The following is a 16,415-nucleotide window of genomic DNA, read 5'->3' on the forward strand; positions in this document are numbered from 1 at the left end:
CGTTCTCTCCTTTACTCTACACAAATTCGCTCAAATATTCCCAACGATCCATTTTTTCTGCCAGTTGCGTTTCAACCTCGCTGATTTCTTGCTGTAATTTTTGCAGCTTAGTAAAGTCCGCGCCTTGATGATTCATTTCTTCGGTCAAAGCGGCTGCTTTTTCTTCTAATGCCGCGATATCATCTTCAATCGTCGCCCACTCTTTTTGTTCCATATAACTCAGTTTCTTTTTGACAGGCGCTGCAGCAGACGCCTCACTTTCAGCAGAAAGTGAATCGGTTTTTGTTTCTTTTGGCTCTAATACACTCGAACTAGCTTTATTGGTATTGGCTGCTAGATATTCATTGATGGAACCAAAGTAGGACGTAATCCTGCCATTTCCTTCGAAGATCAGCAATTTTTGGGCAACTTTATCTAAAAAGTAGCGGTCATGGGAAACAGTGATGACTGCACCTGGAAATGTTTCCAAATAACTTTCCAAAATCGTCAAGGTATCAATATCCAAATCGTTAGTCGGTTCATCTAACAAGAGAACATTTGGCTGTCCAATCAATAGCTTGAGTAAAAATAGTCGTCGTTTTTCCCCGCCAGACAGCTTGCCGATCTTGGTGCCATGCATGGATCGCGGAAACAAAAACTGTTCCAGCATTTCTGCGACACTGACTTGGGAGCCATCCACTTTTTGCACTTCCTCGGCTGCTTCTTGCAAATAAGCAATCATTCGCTGATCAGGGTTCATCGCTTCAATCGTTTGCGTATAATAAGCCATTTTCACAGTCACGCCCATCGTACGCTCCCCTTCTTCTAAAGGCAGGCGACCAGCTAAAATATTGAGCAACGTCGATTTGCCCGCACCGTTTTCTCCTGTGATCCCTAAGCGTTCTCTTGATTGAATCAACAAATCAAAGTGAGACAAAATCGTTTTGTTTTCAATCTGATAACTTGCATCTTTTAGCTCTAAGACTTGTTTGCCTAAGCGTGTCGTAGCAACATCAATGGCCACTTCGCCGTTTCGTTTTACTTGATGTAGGTTTTCTTTTAAATCATCGAAACGATCGATCCGTGCCTGTTGTTTCATTGTACGGGCCTTCGCTCCAGTGCGAATCCAAGCCAACTCATGTTTGTACAACTGCTTGCGCTTGTCTTCTTGCGTCTCCTCCACACGTTCTCTTTCTGCTCGAGCATGAAGATACGTCTCGTAATTGCCCTGATATTCATGTAGCTTGCCAAAAGACAATTCAAAGATCCGATTAACGACTCGATCCAAAAAGTAGCGATCGTGGGTCACCATCAATAATGCACCCCGATAATTTTTTAGATAGCCTTCCAACCATTGGATCGCATCATAATCTAAGTGGTTAGTCGGTTCATCCAATAACAACAAGTCTGGTTCATCGATCAATACTTGAGCCATAGCCACTCGTTTCTTTTGCCCTCCAGATAATTCACTGATCTTTTTTTCTAACTCATTGATCCCAAGTTTTTGTAAAATGATCTTGGCAGTTGTATCTGTATTCCAAGCATCGGCTTTATTCATCGCTTCTTCTGCCAACTGATAATTCCGTTGCGTTTGTTGATCCAAGCCATTATTCTCTAAGGCAATCAGCGCTTTTTCATAGTCACGAACAACGCGAATCAGCGGACTGGTGCCTTGAAAAACAGCATCTACAACAGATAATTCTTCTTGTAACTGATTGTCTTGAGTCAAGAAACCGATGCGATAATCTTGGGCGGCAAATACCGTTTGGCGATCGCCATCACCGCGATCCAAACCGGCCAAGATCCGTAACAAACTCGATTTACCCGTGCCATTGACACCGATCAAACCGATTCGATCTTTTTCATGTATCAGAAAAGAAAGCTGATCAAACAGTGTTTTTTCACCATATGTTTTGGTTAATTCACTTACTTTTAATTCTTTCACAGAATCCCTCCTGAGTTTTTTCTTCGCTCATTGTACCACATTTCATCAGCGGAAACGATGAGAGAAAAAAATCAATTTTTGCAAAAAAAAGAATGCCTTCGTCAGTCTACTCCTTCTGATCATCGATGTTGATCATCGTTTAGGAATAACCTGACGAAGACACTCCATAAAACGTTCCTCAAGTTGTGCGCCTCTTGAGACGTATTATCGGCGAAACATTCGCTGCTTCGGCTGTTCTTCTGCTCGAGACATCGCATACGATTCTAACAGATTGACATTGCGTCGGTATTCATTTGCCGAAATCGTTGAGATTTTTTCAGCCACTTCATATTCATCGATCGTTTTGCGCTCAAGGTAATAGCCCCAAAGGACTTTCTTAACAAAAATCGGGTCTTGCTCGATCATGATCGTTTCAATGAAATTGCTGTGTTCAAATCGTTTGATGCTCATTTCTCGTTGACGAATAAAGAAATTGATCAGCGAGGAATCATAGACATCTTCTAAATTGCTCAAACTATGAAAAATATATTCACTGTTCTTTAAGTAAATTTTTTGTACTTCAGAAATGTCTCGTTGCTTCAAGGCAGCTTTTAGCTGCTGCTGTCGCTGTAAAAACAAGCGAGGATGAATCAAAATACGGATAAATCGCTGAATAAAGAAGAGCCAAAAACTAAAGAATGAGAGAATTTGTTTTGCGAGGGAATGCTGTTGCTGAGAAATAAACCGTGAATAAAAACGGTAGCCATTTAAGCTGACTTTCCCATTTCGATAAGCTTCATCCAAGCCGTCTTGTTCGATCGATAGGATCAATCCTTGAATTTCTTGGATTTCTTGTTTTTCTGAATCAGTCAAACTATTGCGATACAACTCCCAGCGCCGATTTTCATAGGAATTGATGACAGCATCGATCGCTAAACGGCCTTTATCCGAGAGTTCTGGCTTTTCTTCTGCTTCCAATTGTTCGATGACGTCTTCTAAGATCAGCAAGTGATTGAAGTCGACGCTTTCGGCAGCTTCCCCATCTGCCAAGTATGGCAAGACCATCACGCTGATGATCAATGTCAGTAAGATCACACAAGCGGTCAAAAACAGAAGCAAGCCTCTTTCATGAAAGGGTGCATCATGCACCATCACAGGCAAAATAAAGATGGCTGCCAAACTGACTGTTCCCTTGACTCCGCCAAAAGTCAACAAGGCGACTTGATTCATTGATACTTGTTTTTTTGACTGTAAAAACCAATAGTAAAACAACAAAAAGAGAAAACGAACAAGGAAGATCACCGCTGTGATCACCAAAATCGTAATCACTAGATGCCAGTTTGCATAATTATTGCTCTCCCAGATTGGTGAAAATACTTGTGACAACTCGATTCCTAGAAAAAGAAACACCAATGCATTCAATGTAAAGACAATGGTCGACCAAGTACTTTCTGAAATGTTCGCCAGCTCTGCATCAAACAACGAGATCCGTCGTTTTCTTTGGGCTTGGGCTACACCTGCCACAACGGCTGCGATGATCCCTGAGACCCCGATCATTTCGGCCAGCAAATAGGCAGCAAATGGCAAGAGTAGTTCGATCAATAAGTATACTGTGACATCTTGTGCCGAGATTTTTTCAATAAAGCGCAAAATTCGGCGTTTCAGCCACACGATCAAGTAACCGACAAGCCCGCCGCCGATACTAGAGAATAGGAGCTGGAACCCTGCGTTGGCTGCTGAAAAGCTCCCGGTGGTCAAAGCTACGATAGCAAACTGCAATGCGGTAACCCCTGAAGCATCGTTCAGTAAGCCCTCGCCTTCCAGAATGTGCATAATGTTTTTGGAAATTTTCAAACGTTTTGCTAATGAGGAGACTGCCACTGCATCAGTTGGTCCTAACGCAGCACCAAAAGCGAAACAAGCAGCCAGAGGAATCGTGGGCATCAACCAATGGAGCGTTCCGCCGACAGCAAACAGTGTCATTAAAACGCCGCCAAAAGCCAAAAACAATACGATCTTGCTGTTTTTGAGAATTTCAGGTACATCTGCTCGTTCTCCTTCACGAAACAGCAATGGTCCAATGATCATCACTAAAAACATTTCCGGTTCAAAAGCGATTTCCTGTCCCATTTCTGTTAAACCTAATAAAATTCCTAAGATGATTTGAATAAAAAAGATCGGTACCGAGGGTAATATTTTGCTCGCCACATTTGATAACGTGACGAGAATTGCAATGATAATGACGAGTTCAATAAATTCCATCCATTACCCTCTTTTCTTTCGAATAGCTAATAACAGCTCAAGAAAATCTTCTTTTTTCAAAAGGATCTTATCGTTTAGAAGACCTAACTCCTTTTCGTTATTTTCAATTTCGCATTGGACACGCCGTGATTCCAAGCGGTAAAGATCGTGTTTCATTCGCTCAAATTTACGAAAAAGCAATGGATTTTTCCGTTGCAAGTACTCACGAATCTCTTTTTTTTCAGCTGGTGTAAATTGTCCCAACTGTTTCATCAGTTCTTGTTTGCTTAAACATTCCTTGTTCATGATTGTGCTTTGGGCCCCTTTTTATTATCAATTTATCTTTTTATTTATCGTATAAATCAAAATTATCTCTTGACCGCTAGTATTCTAAGCCAATCATTCAAAAATAGCAAGTCTTTCTCACTAAAAGATGGTTTTCTATCCGCATTCTTATAAACTAAAAAAACCGCAGCTTTCACTGCGATTTTTTGTTTATTTCATATACAAGTCGTAATAAGCATCCATGATCTCTTTCGCGATTTGAATATTGGGATGCGTATCGGTGTCTCCTTTTAATTGAGGCATCACGATCGCAATCGCAATATCCGCATCACTGCTTGGCCCGTAGGCAACGATGTTTAAGTTAACTAAGCTGATGGTATTGCCATTACTATCCACGATGGGTGTTTCGGCAGTACCTGTTTTGGCAGAGACTTCCATTTTCGCAGAAGCCAAGCCTTTGGCAGTTGCCCAAGCATCCGTTCCATGAACCGCATCGTAAAAGCCATTTTGGATAATTTGCATTTGCGCATCTGATAAACCAACCTCGTTCAATACCGTTGGTTCGATGTCCTCAATCAGCGAACCTAGTCCGCCTGTTTCATCATTGTCGTAGATTCCGTCAACGATGTGAGGCTGCAATCTTTTGCCACCATTAGCAACAGTTGCTGCATATTGTGCCAGTTGCAGTGTCGTATAAGTATCAAACTGGCCGAATGCTAAGTCGAGGATCTTTCCGCCATCACTGACAGGGTCCATGTTCTCAATGGATGTGCTGATACCAGTTGCTTCTCCTGGTAAATCGATCCCTGTTTCAGTTCCCATACCAAAAGAGGCAAAAGAGGAACGGAGTTTTTCGTAGACATCCCCTTGACGATCCACTGTTGGAATCGAGATGCCTGACTGATAATTGATGCCCATCAAACGTAAAGCGACTTGCATCATATAGGAGTTAGAAGAAACTTCCAATGACTGCTCCGCAGAAAGATTGCGATTATTTGCCCCAGTTGGGTTGAAAATAGAAGCTTTTACATCGGAGCCGATTCTGATTGGTTGATCCAGCAGCACTTCGTTGCCGTTTAAGACGCCGTTTTCCCAACCGGCAGCCAAGGTTCCTGCTTTGACGACGGACCCTGGTACAAAGGAATTAATAAAGGTACCAATGGCATTTTCCTGCATTTCATTTGATCCCGTGTCATGATGATACCCGGACATGGAAAGGACACCGCCGGTTTTCGGATTTAACGCCACTGCGTATACCCCTGGGGAATACTCTGCAGCACCAGAATCAATCAGTTTTTGAAAATTGTCTTGCAAAATCTTGTCAACTTTCGCTTGAAATTCAGCATCGAGTGTTAAAACCAGATTATCCCCCTTTGCACCTGCAAAGGTTTCTTTTTGACTTTCAATATTGTTGTTGTTGTCAAGCGATATTTCAGAGATGGATTTTGTTCCTTGTAAAACTTCTTCATATTGTTGTTCCAAATAACTACGGCCAACGCGATCATTACGTGCGTAACCTTTTTCTAAGAATTCGTCTAGAACTTCTTCAGGTATTCCTTGTTCTTCACTAGTCACCGTTCCGATCAAACTAGCCAGAGAACTTCCTTCAACGATCTTTCGTGTCCAATCGGTCCCGGTGGAGATTCCTGGTAAATCGACCATGTTTTCAGCAACAACTGCCAATTCTTGGTCAGACACATCCGACGTCTTTATAAAGACCGTACTCAAGGATTGTGCGCTGTTCATCCGCTTGAAAATCGTGGCTGCTTCTAATTCGGCATCGGAGAAGTTGATTTCTTCCTCGGTCACTTTCTCAACGGTTGCCGTATATTGTTCAGAAGTACCTAAAGAACGCTCTTCATCACTCAATCGTTCAGTTGCTTTTTCAAGATTGTCTTCATCTGCCAACCAAAAGTCCTTAAGATCTCGATCAGACAAGTTTTTGTCGACTGGCATTTCGATCAACTCGCTCAATTTTTTGGCCGTTTCTAAAAGATCATGAGCGGTCATTTTGTTTCCCCGGGTAAAAGTGATTGCTGCATTGGCTTGATTTTCCACTAAAGCTTTCCCAGAAGCATCGTAAATCATCCCCCGAGGGGCACTTCCTTTTACTTCCACTACAGATGAAGCTTTCAATTGCTGCTCAATATTGTCGCCATTGACGATCTGTAGATAGCCTAATTGGACAATCAATGATACAAACAAAGCAAAAATAATAAAAAACAAAAAGTTCAATCGAAATGGAACATGAGATTTGCGATACGATTTGGCCTTTGGTTCTTCTGGCCCCTTACGTATCCCTTGGACAACTTTATCTTTCAAATTCTTCATCTCATCTATCCTTCCAATCTATAATGACTACTGTCCTATTTTACCAAAAAATTCGATCTGAAACAGAAAAAACAAAAAATATCTATTAATCCTTAGAAAAAACTATAAAAACTCAACGATATCTGCCTGAATGTTTCACAGATAGATTGTTTCATTTTCACTCTTTCATGAAAAAATTGTTTTTTTAAGCTTTCTTATGTTTTTTCATTTGTTGATTTCGTGAAACAAGAAATTGATTGATGTTATTGTGGAAAACTAAAAGCAGGAGGACATTTTGTCACCCTGCTTTTTAGACTTCTAAAGAAACTAGCTACTCCCCAGTTGTTGAGTTTTCTTCTGAGAAGGTCAGACTGTCGTCGTATAACTGGTAATTAGGCGATCCGTTAGTATATTCATCGCCTTGGGTCAACCCCTCGTTCGTCGGAATTTGCAACTGCTCCTTTAACAAATTTTGCGTATACAATAACTGATTCGTGCCTAATAGCTGATAATATACCCCACCAATCAGTTGTCCTTCCCCTTGTAGCTGCTCTTGCTCGATGGTCGTAAAAGCAGGCATGTAATTCGTGCCGATATCCATCATCTCATTCCAGGTAAGATCCGTCTTCGAATTTTTTTCAACTGCTTTAAGGATGTTGCGGTAATTTCCTATTCCCTCCAAGCTCATGACTTTTTGAAGGATTTTCGTCACCACTTCTCTTTGCCTTCTTTGTCGCCCTATATCTCCCTCTGGATCTTGTTTACGCATTCTTGCGTAGGCCAAGCCTGTTTTCCCATCTAAAGTGATTTGTCCTTTAGGGACATGGACACCTTCTAACGTAAAATCGATGGTATTTGTCACTTCGATACCACCTACTGCATCAATCAAATCCCGCATCCCTTGCATATTGATCGTCACATAATGGTCGATAGGAATGTCTAAAAGATTTTCAACTGAATCCATTGCCATCGCTTCACCACCGAAAGCATAGGCATGATTCAACTTATCGATCGTATTAAAGCCAACGATTTGCGTATAGATATCACGGTCAAGACTAACGATCGTTGACTGCTTTTTCTCAGGATTGACTGTTACCACCATCATGCTATCGGAACGGCCTTGCTCGGTTCGTCCCAGCGCCCCTGTATCAATCCCCATTAACAGAATGGAAAATGGATCGCGCTCTTCAATGCTGATCGCTGTTTCTCGTTTGTCTGTTTTACGATCAACAGACTTTGAGATTTGGTTGAATGTAGCATTCGTCTCTTGATAGATCTGCATGCCATAAATCGTTAACCCAATGATTCCAACTACTAACACGACTAAAATACTGACTATTACTTTTTGATAACTCCGCATCCTGCACCTCGCCAATAAAAAATCACTTATCGAGTAAATTTTCCCACAAAATACAACGTTCAGCAACCGCTATCAAGAATAACTTTCATCCGTAACGCTTCCGTAACTTATTTGAAATAAAGAAAAAATTACAAACAAATAAAGTGCGCTCTCTAAGTTAGAGAGCACACGTCAAAACATCATTTTTAAATGTAATCAACAAAACGAGCACGGAACTTCATATGCAAATGGCTTCCTAAAATAAGAAGCATCAAAGTTAGACACCAGAATATAAGTGTGTAGGTCGTTTTTTCCCAAACCCATGCTCGAGAAAGGAAAGCATCCCGAAATCCTTCGATTAAATAGTAAAATGGGTTTAAGCGAAGGATTTTAATCAACCAAACAGGCATGTTTCGATTATTAATATCCCATATTGGACCAGAAACATAAAATAATAATCTCAAAACAGACTGCAGAAAAATGTGATAGTCACGAATCAGTACCGTTATGGTTGCATTCAAAAGGCCAAATGCAAATAAGAAGATGACCATCGCAAGAAAGTAATAAATAAATTGTAACCAATAGATGCTTGGTGTTACACCCGCTATGAATAACGAACCTATCACTATTGCCACCATAGGGATGTACGATGACAGATTACTTATAATATTGATCGATGGTAAAATGCTTACTGGGAACTTCATTTTCGCTACCATTCCTACTTGTCGATGAATACTGTTGGAGGCACCTAACACAGATGCATTAATATAAAACCATGCCGTGATCCCAATCAGCATCCAAATAATAAAAGGAACGCCATCAACTTTTCTATTCCCGTTCACTCCTAATCCGAAAACTAAATAATAAATACCGATTTGAATCGCAGGGTTTAATATTTGCCAAGCTAATCCCAAATAATGGCTCTGATAAGTAGCCTTATCTTCGTATCGAGACATCCGGAATATAATTCCCGCATGTTTAAATTGTTCTTTTATAACTGCAGCAATCTCTTTCACAAACTTCTTCCTTTTCTATTTGAACTAAACAAAGAAACATCTTCTTTATTTGAAAACTTGACTAATCGTTTCAACAGGATTTTTAATTGCGTAAGTAATCGAACGCCCACTAAAAGAAACCAGCGAACAGAATATCGTTGCGACTACGACCAAACCTAAGATCCCTTTTGTCGGCCAGCTCATTTTTTCTCCTAATGGCGTGCGCTTCAAGTTTTTTTGAATCATTTGGTCGGAAAGATTTTGTTGTTGCAAAAAATGATCTTCACGGCTTTTTTCTGTTAGTTTGTCCAAGTTAAATGCTTTTTGTTCTTCTTTATAGTTATCTTGATAGGCTTTTTGCTCTTTCTTTGGTTGTTTTTTGAACCAATCGATAAATTTGCGGTATTCAGCCATTACTTCTTCAGTAGGACCAAACATCCGTAAATCACCATAGTGCATCCAAATCGTTCGGTCACAAAGTTTTTCTACCTGTCCTAAAGCATGACTAACAAAAAAGATCGTTTTTCCTGCTTCTTTAAATTCCATGATCTTATCCACACATTTTTGATAAAACGTTTCGTCTCCGACAGATAACGCCTCATCAATGACTAAAATATCTGGATCATTATGAACCGCAATAGCAAAGCCTAATCGTGATTTCATCCCACTGGAATAGCTTTTAACGGGTTGATTGATAAAGTCACCTAAATCAGCAAAGGCTACGATCTCAGGCATTTTTTCATCAATTTCTTTATTAGTCATTCCAGACATCAATGCTTTAAGCCGAATATTTTCTAACCCTGTCAGCTGATATTTTAACCCGGCACCGATTGCGATGATTGAGGTATCACCATTTACTTCCATCGTACCGGATGTCGGTGGAATGATGCCACTGATTACGTTCGATAAAGTTGATTTTCCAGAGCCATTGATCCCAATGATCCCCACTGATTCACCAGCTTTCACATCGAAGCTGACTCCTTTTAATGCCCAAAATCGGGGAACATTGCGATGATAGAACTTGAATAGCGCTTTTACTTTATCAGCTTTCTTTTTATATAAGTCGTATTCTTTCGTCACTAAAGTTGCACGGACTTTGATTTCTTTTTCCACTTTCTTCATCCATTCTCATAGAATTTCTAATTGATCAAGTCAACTCACAAAACATCATACCATATTTTGAGTTCTGAACAAATAATCAATGAAAAACTAGTAATAAATTCTTAAGTTCTTGGAGTTGGTTTCAATAAAAAAAACATCTGTAAAAGATGCTTTTTCTATTAGAATTGTTCAATTATTTAGTTTCAACTCTTTTTTAATTTGAGTGGTTGATATTTCTGGCGTCCTCGCTAGATAAATCACTTCAGCATCGGTTTCTTCTTGAATAAAATCAAATTTTCCTGCCCAATCATCTCCCATAACAAAGGTATCAACATGATACTCTTTGACATCAGAAACTTTTTGTGCCCATTCTTTCTCGGGAATAACTAAATCAACATAACGAATCGCTTCTAATAATTGCTTTCTTTTCTCATAGGAAAAGTAGCATTTTTTTTGTTTTTCATTCCAATTAAATTCATCCGTTGATAGTGCCACGATTAAATAATCGCCTTGTTCTTTTGCACGACGTAAAAGATTAATATGTCCATAGTGTAACAAGTCAAATGTTCCATAAGTAATTACTCGTTTCATTCTTGTACCTCTTCGTTTTCTAGTCTTTAATGTATTGAAGATACCAAAAATGGCAGGAAATAGCAAATTAAAAAAGCTGAGAGGTTACTCAGCTTTTTTGTTCTGATTTAGACTTTGGTTACTTCCGCTGCCTGCGGTCCGCGGGCACCTTCAACGATCGTAAATTCAACTTCTTGTCCTTCTTCAAGCGATTTAAACCCATCTCCTTGAATGGCAGAGAAGTGAACAAATACATCATCGCCACCGTCAACTGTAATAAAACCAAACCCTTTTTCGTTGTTGAACCATTTTACTTTCCCATGTTCCATAGTGTGTAAAGCCTCCAATAATTATAATCCGACGATTCCGTCGATTTCATTATAGCGGAATATGTAAGCGTTAGCAATAACGAAATTTCTTTCCATCAACAAAAAAGAAGCCCTTAGTCAGGCTTCTTCCTAATAGTTTGTTTAAGCTTTTGCGAAATATTCGTTTACTTTGTCCCAGTTAACAACACTCCAGAAAGCATTGATGTAATCTGGACGAACATTTTTGTATTTCAAGTAATACGCATGTTCCCAAACATCTAAACCTAATACAGGTGTTTGACCATCCATCAATGGTGAATCTTGATTCGCGGTTGAAGTGATTGCTAGTTTACCGTCTTTAACGACTAACCATGCCCAACCTGAACCAAAACGTCCAGTTGCAGCAGTTTTAAATTCTTCTTTAAAGTCTTCAAAGCTGCCAAAAGTTTCTTCAATTGCCTCTTTGATTGCCCCAGTAGGTTCGCCACCGGCATTTGGGCCTAAGATTTCCCAGAAGAATGTGTGGTTAGCATGGCCGCCGCCATTGTTGCGAACCGCTGTTTGAATATCTTCAGATACAGAAGAAAAGTCTGCTAATAATTCTTCAACTGTTTTTTCACCTAATTCAGGATGTTTTTCAATCGCTGCATTTAAGTTTGTTACATAAGTGTTGTGGTGTTTATCATGATGCAAATGCATCGTTTCTTCATCAATATATGGTTCCAATGCATCGTATGCGTAAGGTAAATCTGGTAATGTGTAAGTCATAAAAAAATCCTCCTCAATGATAATGTTTACATAAGTAACATTATCAGACTATCAGACTTTGTTCAAAAAATATGCTTACTTTTTCTCACTTTTTTTCGTATTGAAAATCAAAAATTTACTAAACACATAATTTGCCAAAACAACAACGACTTGGGTGACCAGCTTGGCAACAAGATCGCCGGTAGCTAAAACTGAGATAAAGAAATACATACAGAGCATGTCCAAGTCTAATGATATAACGCGAAAAAAAATAAACTTTCCAAATGCCGCCCAAGACTCTTGCTTCGTTTTTGTTTTTGCTTCAAAGACCCATAACTTATTTGTAAAGTAAGCGAATAAAACAGAAGCGATCCAAGAAATCACATTCGCTGTTTGATAATAAAAACCAAACCCTTCACGAAAAATGAGATAGACGACAATATTGACTACGGTGGTCAAACCACCAAAAAATAAATACGTGAGTGGCTCCCACAGTTTTTTTTGTTGTAAGATTTGTTTGTATTCAATAAACTTTTGCATACATATGCCTACTTTCATTACTTTATTTACTTATTCAATAGATATTTGGCTCTTTTTTTGTGAATTCCTTGTAATCCTAAGAACCCTTCGTTACAATTACTCTAGTTATACCACAAAGGAGTTTATCAGCAAATGACTATCGTCCAACTATTTAAAATTGCTTTTTTTCGAATACCAGAGCTAAAATTCGTCAAAAAAGCAGAGTTTTCCAAAGTGATCGTTTTTCTATTAGGTGCAGCCGTGATGATGGCTTTGCCAGTTACCATCAATGTCTTAGACGTCTTTCGTGATGTGCAAGCAGATGGACAAAAAATCGGAAAAACGATTCCTGATTTCACGATCGAAAATGGACAGATTTCTGTCGCTCCCAATACGCAAGGGTTCATCTATCAAACCGATTCGATCATCTTTACTTTTGATCCTGATGGCAATCGTACACCAGCAGATATTGCATCTGATGTCACCGGCTCGGTGATCGCAGTAGGTTTGTTAAAAGATCAGCTGGTCATTCGTATCCCTTCTTCTGGTTTCTCAACGTCTATGTTCGATTCAAACCAATTAGAGTTTGATTATAGTGAACCAGCACTGCGTAATCTTAACGGTCAGGCAATTCGAGAAACCTTATCCAACCAAGCGATCCCATGGCTGATAAAAATCATTGTCTTTTTTGTCGCCTTATATCCCACGTTTGTCAGCTTACTGATCACCTTAATCATGGGAACCTTTATTGCAACGATCTATACGAAATTGAAGCTATTCTCTTATACCTTTTTCGAAAATTTAAAGATTCTCATTGTCTGTGCTGCATTGCCTACACTCATTAGTGTTATTGTACAACTAGCGCTGCCTTCCTTTGATGCTACAACCTTTATTTTGTTTGGTTCCCTATTCTTATTTACACAAGGTGTCAAAGATTCCCCAAAAATACAATTAAAAAAATGATCTATGCCATGTTCAATTCATTGAACATGGCTTTTTTCTCATTCTTTGCTACACTTAAGATACAAGGAGGCTTGGCAATGAAAAAAATAATCTTAGCCACTCGCAACTTTCGCGACACTTATGTGGAACAAATGGAAAAAGACTATCAATTTCTCGTGTACTCAAAGGACCAAGCAATTGATTGGTCACAAGTGGAAATCACTATCGGTTGGAAGCCAGCATGGAACGAACACCTGTTAACCGAAAAAACAAATTTGAAATGGGTCCAAGCGATTTCGGCTGGTGTGGACACCTTGCCATTAAAAGAGTTTGCAAAATACGACATTCTCTTATCAAATGGCAGTGGCATCCACGCAGAATCGATTACAGACCATTTATTGGCTTTGCTCTTTATGGAAAACCGCGGGATTTTCCAAGCAATCCAACAACAAAGAAAACAGCAATGGGCACCGGATACGATTCCTTATGCAAAGCTATCGGATCAAGAGATTTTGATCGTTGGTACGGGACAGATCGGCCAAAGATTAGCCAAAGCATTAACCTTTTTTGGTGTACATCCGATCGGCATTAATACAAGCGGCCATGAGGTGGCGGGTTTTGAAAAAACGTTTGCGTTATCTGACTTACACACTTGCGCAAAAACCGCCGATTGCATCATCAATATTCTTCCACTGACAGAAGAAACCACACATTTGTATGATGAAGCCTTTTTTGCACAAATGAAGCCTTCTGCTTCATTTTATAATGTCGGTCGTGGTCCTAGCGTGGATACTGCCGCATTAACAAAGGCATTAGAGAAAAAGCAGCTGGCATTTGCCGCACTAGATGTTTTTGAAGAGGAACCTCTACCAGAAAATGATCCGCTATGGCATACCGAAAACCTGTTGATTACTCCTCACATCTCAGGACACACGCCCCATTTTCAAAAGGCATTTATGGATATTTTCTTAGCGAATTTCCAACAATTTTTAAAAAAACAAGAACTTGTTAAGAATGAGATAAACTTGGAAAAGGGATACTAACAAATTCTTTCCGCAAAAAAAGTGTACAGTTGAAGGCACTCTCTTCAAATTGTACACTTTTATTTTATCATTGTTTTTCTTGGTCTTTTTCGGTTTCTTTCAAGAAGTACAAGGGTCTATTTTTAGTCTCTAAGAAAATTTTTCCGATATACTTGCCGATGATCCCTAAACAAAGCAATTGCAATCCACCAACAAATAAGAAGATACTGACCATTGAAGGCCACCCTGATGTCGGATCTCCAAAAATAAAGGTTCTTATCACAATAAAGATCAAAGCAATCAGAGAACCAAAACAGGAAAGCGCACCAATAAACGAGGCGATATTCAAAGGTGTATCTGAAAAATTGACGATGCCATCGATCGAATATTGGAATAGCTTCCAGAATGACCAGGACGTCTCACCCGCTACTCTTTCTCGATTCTCATAGGCGATGTATTCTGTATCAAACCCAACCCAGCTGAAGATCCCTTTTGAAAAGCGATTGTACTCTGACAGCTGCAAAACTGCATCAACCATATTGCGGCGCATCAAGCGAAAATCTCGCGCACCGTTTACCATTTCAGTATCGGCAATTTTGTTGATGATGTTATAGAACGAGTTCGAAAAAAAACTGCGAATCTTTGGCTCACCTTTTCTATCGGCACGTCTCGTACCCACACAGTCAAGCTCTGGTTTACTTCTTAGCAAAGAAAACATTTCAGGTAGTAATGACGGCGGATCTTGTAAATCTGCATCCATTACAGTGACAAAATCGCCTCTAGCAGCTTGTAGCCCCGCATAAAGAGCAGCTTCTTTGCCAAAGTTTCTCGAAAAAGATAGATAGCGAACACTTTCAGGGTGGGCGTGATACAAGTCTCTTAAAACAGACAGAGTTTGATCTGAAGACCCGTCATTAACAAAAATATATTCAAAAGGCATATTTAAGTGTTTCTTCACTTTTTCTGTTTCTTCAAAAAAAATCGGCAAGCTTGCCTCTTCATTAAAACAAGGTACAACAATTGATAACATCGGTTTCATCTCCTAGAGCCAATCGTGGGAAATCGGTCAGCTGGGACCGAATCCACATTATTTTTTATCTTCGCTAAAATCATATTTCGGTTCATCTAACGTTTCATCATAGTCCACAGTTAGATCATAGCCTTTGAAAAACCATTCGTCTGCTTCATCAATAAAAAAAAGCAAGCCATCAATGGTTTGTTCGACGATCGGACGTTCTGGTTTATCGACTGACATTCCCACGGAAAATCCGTCATGCACTTGTGTTTTGCCATAAATTTTTCCGAAAAAACGAATCCCGCTTCCTTGGTCTACCACCAATTCTTTTTTAAACCATTGCATTGCTTCAGGACTTATTGTTAAGTTCATTTTCTTCACTCCTAATCATTCATATGTTCATCAAGTATATCTACATCATCTGTATTGCCGATCACGAGTAAATTGTCATTTTCACGCACGATCGCCTCTGCATCAGGCGAAACGATCACTTGTCCTGGTCCCCGACGAATCGCAACGACTGTCAGACCATACTTTTGTCGAAAATTCAGCTCAATCAGGGATTTATTGAAAAAGCGTGGATTGGACACGCGAATCTCTGCTAGAGAAAATTCGTCAGATAGTTCAATATAATCTAAGATATTTTTGGAAACTAGATTATGGGCGATGCGAATCCCCATGTCACGTTCGGGATGAACGACACGGTCTGCGCCGAGTTTTTCCAGTACACGGGCATGATATTCGTTTTGGGCTTTCGCTAAGATATTAGGAACACCCATTTCTTTGACCATCAAGGTCACCAAAATACTAGCTTGAATATCCTCACCAATCGCAACAATGACATGGTCAAAGTTACGGATACCCAATGAGCGTAACGTCATCTCATCTTGTGCGTTGCCGACCACCGCATGGGTGGCGATATTCATATACTCATTGACACGATCTTCGTTGCTATCGATCGCCAGTACTTCTTGTCCAGATTCAATCAACGTGCGACAAATACTGCCACCAAAACGGCCCAGACCGATTATTGCATAATTTTGCTTCACCACAAACGCTCCTTTTTTACCAGATCATAATTTAGTATAACAAAAACCTCCTCTGCTTGCCATGAGGAG

The 16,415-nt window shown here is 39.7% G+C and carries 16 protein-coding genes; 2 read left to right on the forward strand and 14 right to left on the reverse strand.

Features of this window, described 5'->3' with window-relative positions; genetic code table 11:
* Window positions 1-16: 16 nt before the first annotated feature.
* The 11 genes from IGI73_RS10005 to IGI73_RS10055 form a co-directional block, all read right to left on the reverse strand.
* Window positions 17-1,924, reverse strand: coding sequence for an ABC-F family ATP-binding cassette domain-containing protein (locus IGI73_RS10005; RefSeq protein WP_428207110.1), 1,908 nt, complete (start codon window positions 1,922-1,924; stop codon window positions 17-19).
* Window positions 1,925-2,128: 204 nt separating this feature from the next.
* Complete coding sequence (locus IGI73_RS10010) at window positions 2,129-4,165, reverse strand: cation:proton antiporter (protein ID WP_428207109.1); 2,037 nt, start codon at window positions 4,163-4,165, stop codon at window positions 2,129-2,131.
* A 3-nt stretch (window positions 4,166-4,168) separates the two neighbouring features.
* On the reverse strand, window positions 4,169-4,450 hold the full coding sequence (locus IGI73_RS10015; RefSeq protein ID WP_015510017.1) for a hypothetical protein: 282 nt from the start codon (window positions 4,448-4,450) through the stop codon (window positions 4,169-4,171).
* 189 nt (window positions 4,451-4,639) lie between these two features.
* Window positions 4,640-6,760, reverse strand: coding sequence for a peptidoglycan D,D-transpeptidase FtsI family protein (locus IGI73_RS10020; RefSeq protein ID WP_428207108.1), 2,121 nt, complete (start codon window positions 6,758-6,760; stop codon window positions 4,640-4,642).
* Window positions 6,761-7,070: 310 nt separating this feature from the next.
* A complete protein-coding gene (locus IGI73_RS10025; protein WP_428207107.1) occupies window positions 7,071-8,099 on the reverse strand; it encodes an LCP family glycopolymer transferase in 1,029 nt (342 codons plus the stop codon).
* Window positions 8,100-8,284: 185 nt separating this feature from the next.
* A complete protein-coding gene (locus tag IGI73_RS10030) occupies window positions 8,285-9,094 on the reverse strand; it encodes an ABC transporter permease (RefSeq protein WP_016610774.1) in 810 nt (269 codons plus the stop codon).
* Between the two features lie 45 nt (window positions 9,095-9,139).
* Window positions 9,140-10,195 (reverse strand): ABC transporter ATP-binding protein, encoded by a 1,056-nt coding sequence (locus IGI73_RS10035; RefSeq protein ID WP_428207106.1) that lies wholly within the window; start codon window positions 10,193-10,195, stop codon window positions 9,140-9,142.
* A gap of 168 nt (window positions 10,196-10,363) precedes the next feature.
* Complete coding sequence (tagD, locus tag IGI73_RS10040) at window positions 10,364-10,765, reverse strand: glycerol-3-phosphate cytidylyltransferase (RefSeq protein WP_115232543.1); 402 nt, start codon at window positions 10,763-10,765, stop codon at window positions 10,364-10,366.
* A gap of 107 nt (window positions 10,766-10,872) precedes the next feature.
* Window positions 10,873-11,073: a cold-shock protein gene (locus IGI73_RS10045; RefSeq protein ID WP_005229578.1), complete on the reverse strand. Its 201-nt coding sequence runs from the start codon at window positions 11,071-11,073 to the stop codon at window positions 10,873-10,875.
* Between the two features lie 141 nt (window positions 11,074-11,214).
* A complete protein-coding gene (locus tag IGI73_RS10050; RefSeq protein WP_428207105.1) occupies window positions 11,215-11,820 on the reverse strand; it encodes a superoxide dismutase in 606 nt (201 codons plus the stop codon).
* A gap of 75 nt (window positions 11,821-11,895) precedes the next feature.
* On the reverse strand, window positions 11,896-12,339 hold the full coding sequence (locus IGI73_RS10055) for a GtrA family protein (RefSeq protein ID WP_428207104.1): 444 nt from the start codon (window positions 12,337-12,339) through the stop codon (window positions 11,896-11,898).
* A gap of 132 nt (window positions 12,340-12,471) precedes the next feature.
* Between IGI73_RS10055 and IGI73_RS10060 the strand changes: the two genes are divergently transcribed.
* Both IGI73_RS10060 and IGI73_RS10065 read left to right on the forward strand, forming a co-directional pair.
* A complete protein-coding gene (locus IGI73_RS10060) occupies window positions 12,472-13,281 on the forward strand; it encodes a DUF1189 family protein (protein ID WP_428207103.1) in 810 nt (269 codons plus the stop codon).
* Between the two features lie 26 nt (window positions 13,282-13,307).
* A complete protein-coding gene (locus tag IGI73_RS10065) occupies window positions 13,308-14,303 on the forward strand; it encodes a phosphoglycerate dehydrogenase (RefSeq protein ID WP_375819688.1) in 996 nt (331 codons plus the stop codon).
* A 67-nt stretch (window positions 14,304-14,370) separates the two neighbouring features.
* Here IGI73_RS10065 and IGI73_RS10070 read toward each other — a convergent pair whose 3' ends face one another.
* From IGI73_RS10070 to IGI73_RS10080, 3 genes are read right to left on the reverse strand one after another with little or no spacing between them, the layout of a single operon-like run.
* Window positions 14,371-15,312: a glycosyltransferase family 2 protein gene (locus tag IGI73_RS10070; RefSeq protein ID WP_010749368.1), complete on the reverse strand. Its 942-nt coding sequence runs from the start codon at window positions 15,310-15,312 to the stop codon at window positions 14,371-14,373.
* A gap of 57 nt (window positions 15,313-15,369) precedes the next feature.
* Window positions 15,370-15,669 (reverse strand): HesB/YadR/YfhF family protein, encoded by a 300-nt coding sequence (locus tag IGI73_RS10075; protein ID WP_005229567.1) that lies wholly within the window; start codon window positions 15,667-15,669, stop codon window positions 15,370-15,372.
* A gap of 11 nt (window positions 15,670-15,680) precedes the next feature.
* Window positions 15,681-16,346, reverse strand: coding sequence for a potassium channel family protein (locus IGI73_RS10080; protein ID WP_005229566.1), 666 nt, complete (start codon window positions 16,344-16,346; stop codon window positions 15,681-15,683).
* Between the last annotated feature and the right edge of the window lie 69 nt (window positions 16,347-16,415).

This window comes from Enterococcus sp. DIV0755f (genome assembly GCF_051713725.1).
GTDB lineage: Bacteria > Bacillota > Bacilli > Lactobacillales > Enterococcaceae > Enterococcus_D > Enterococcus_D casseliflavus.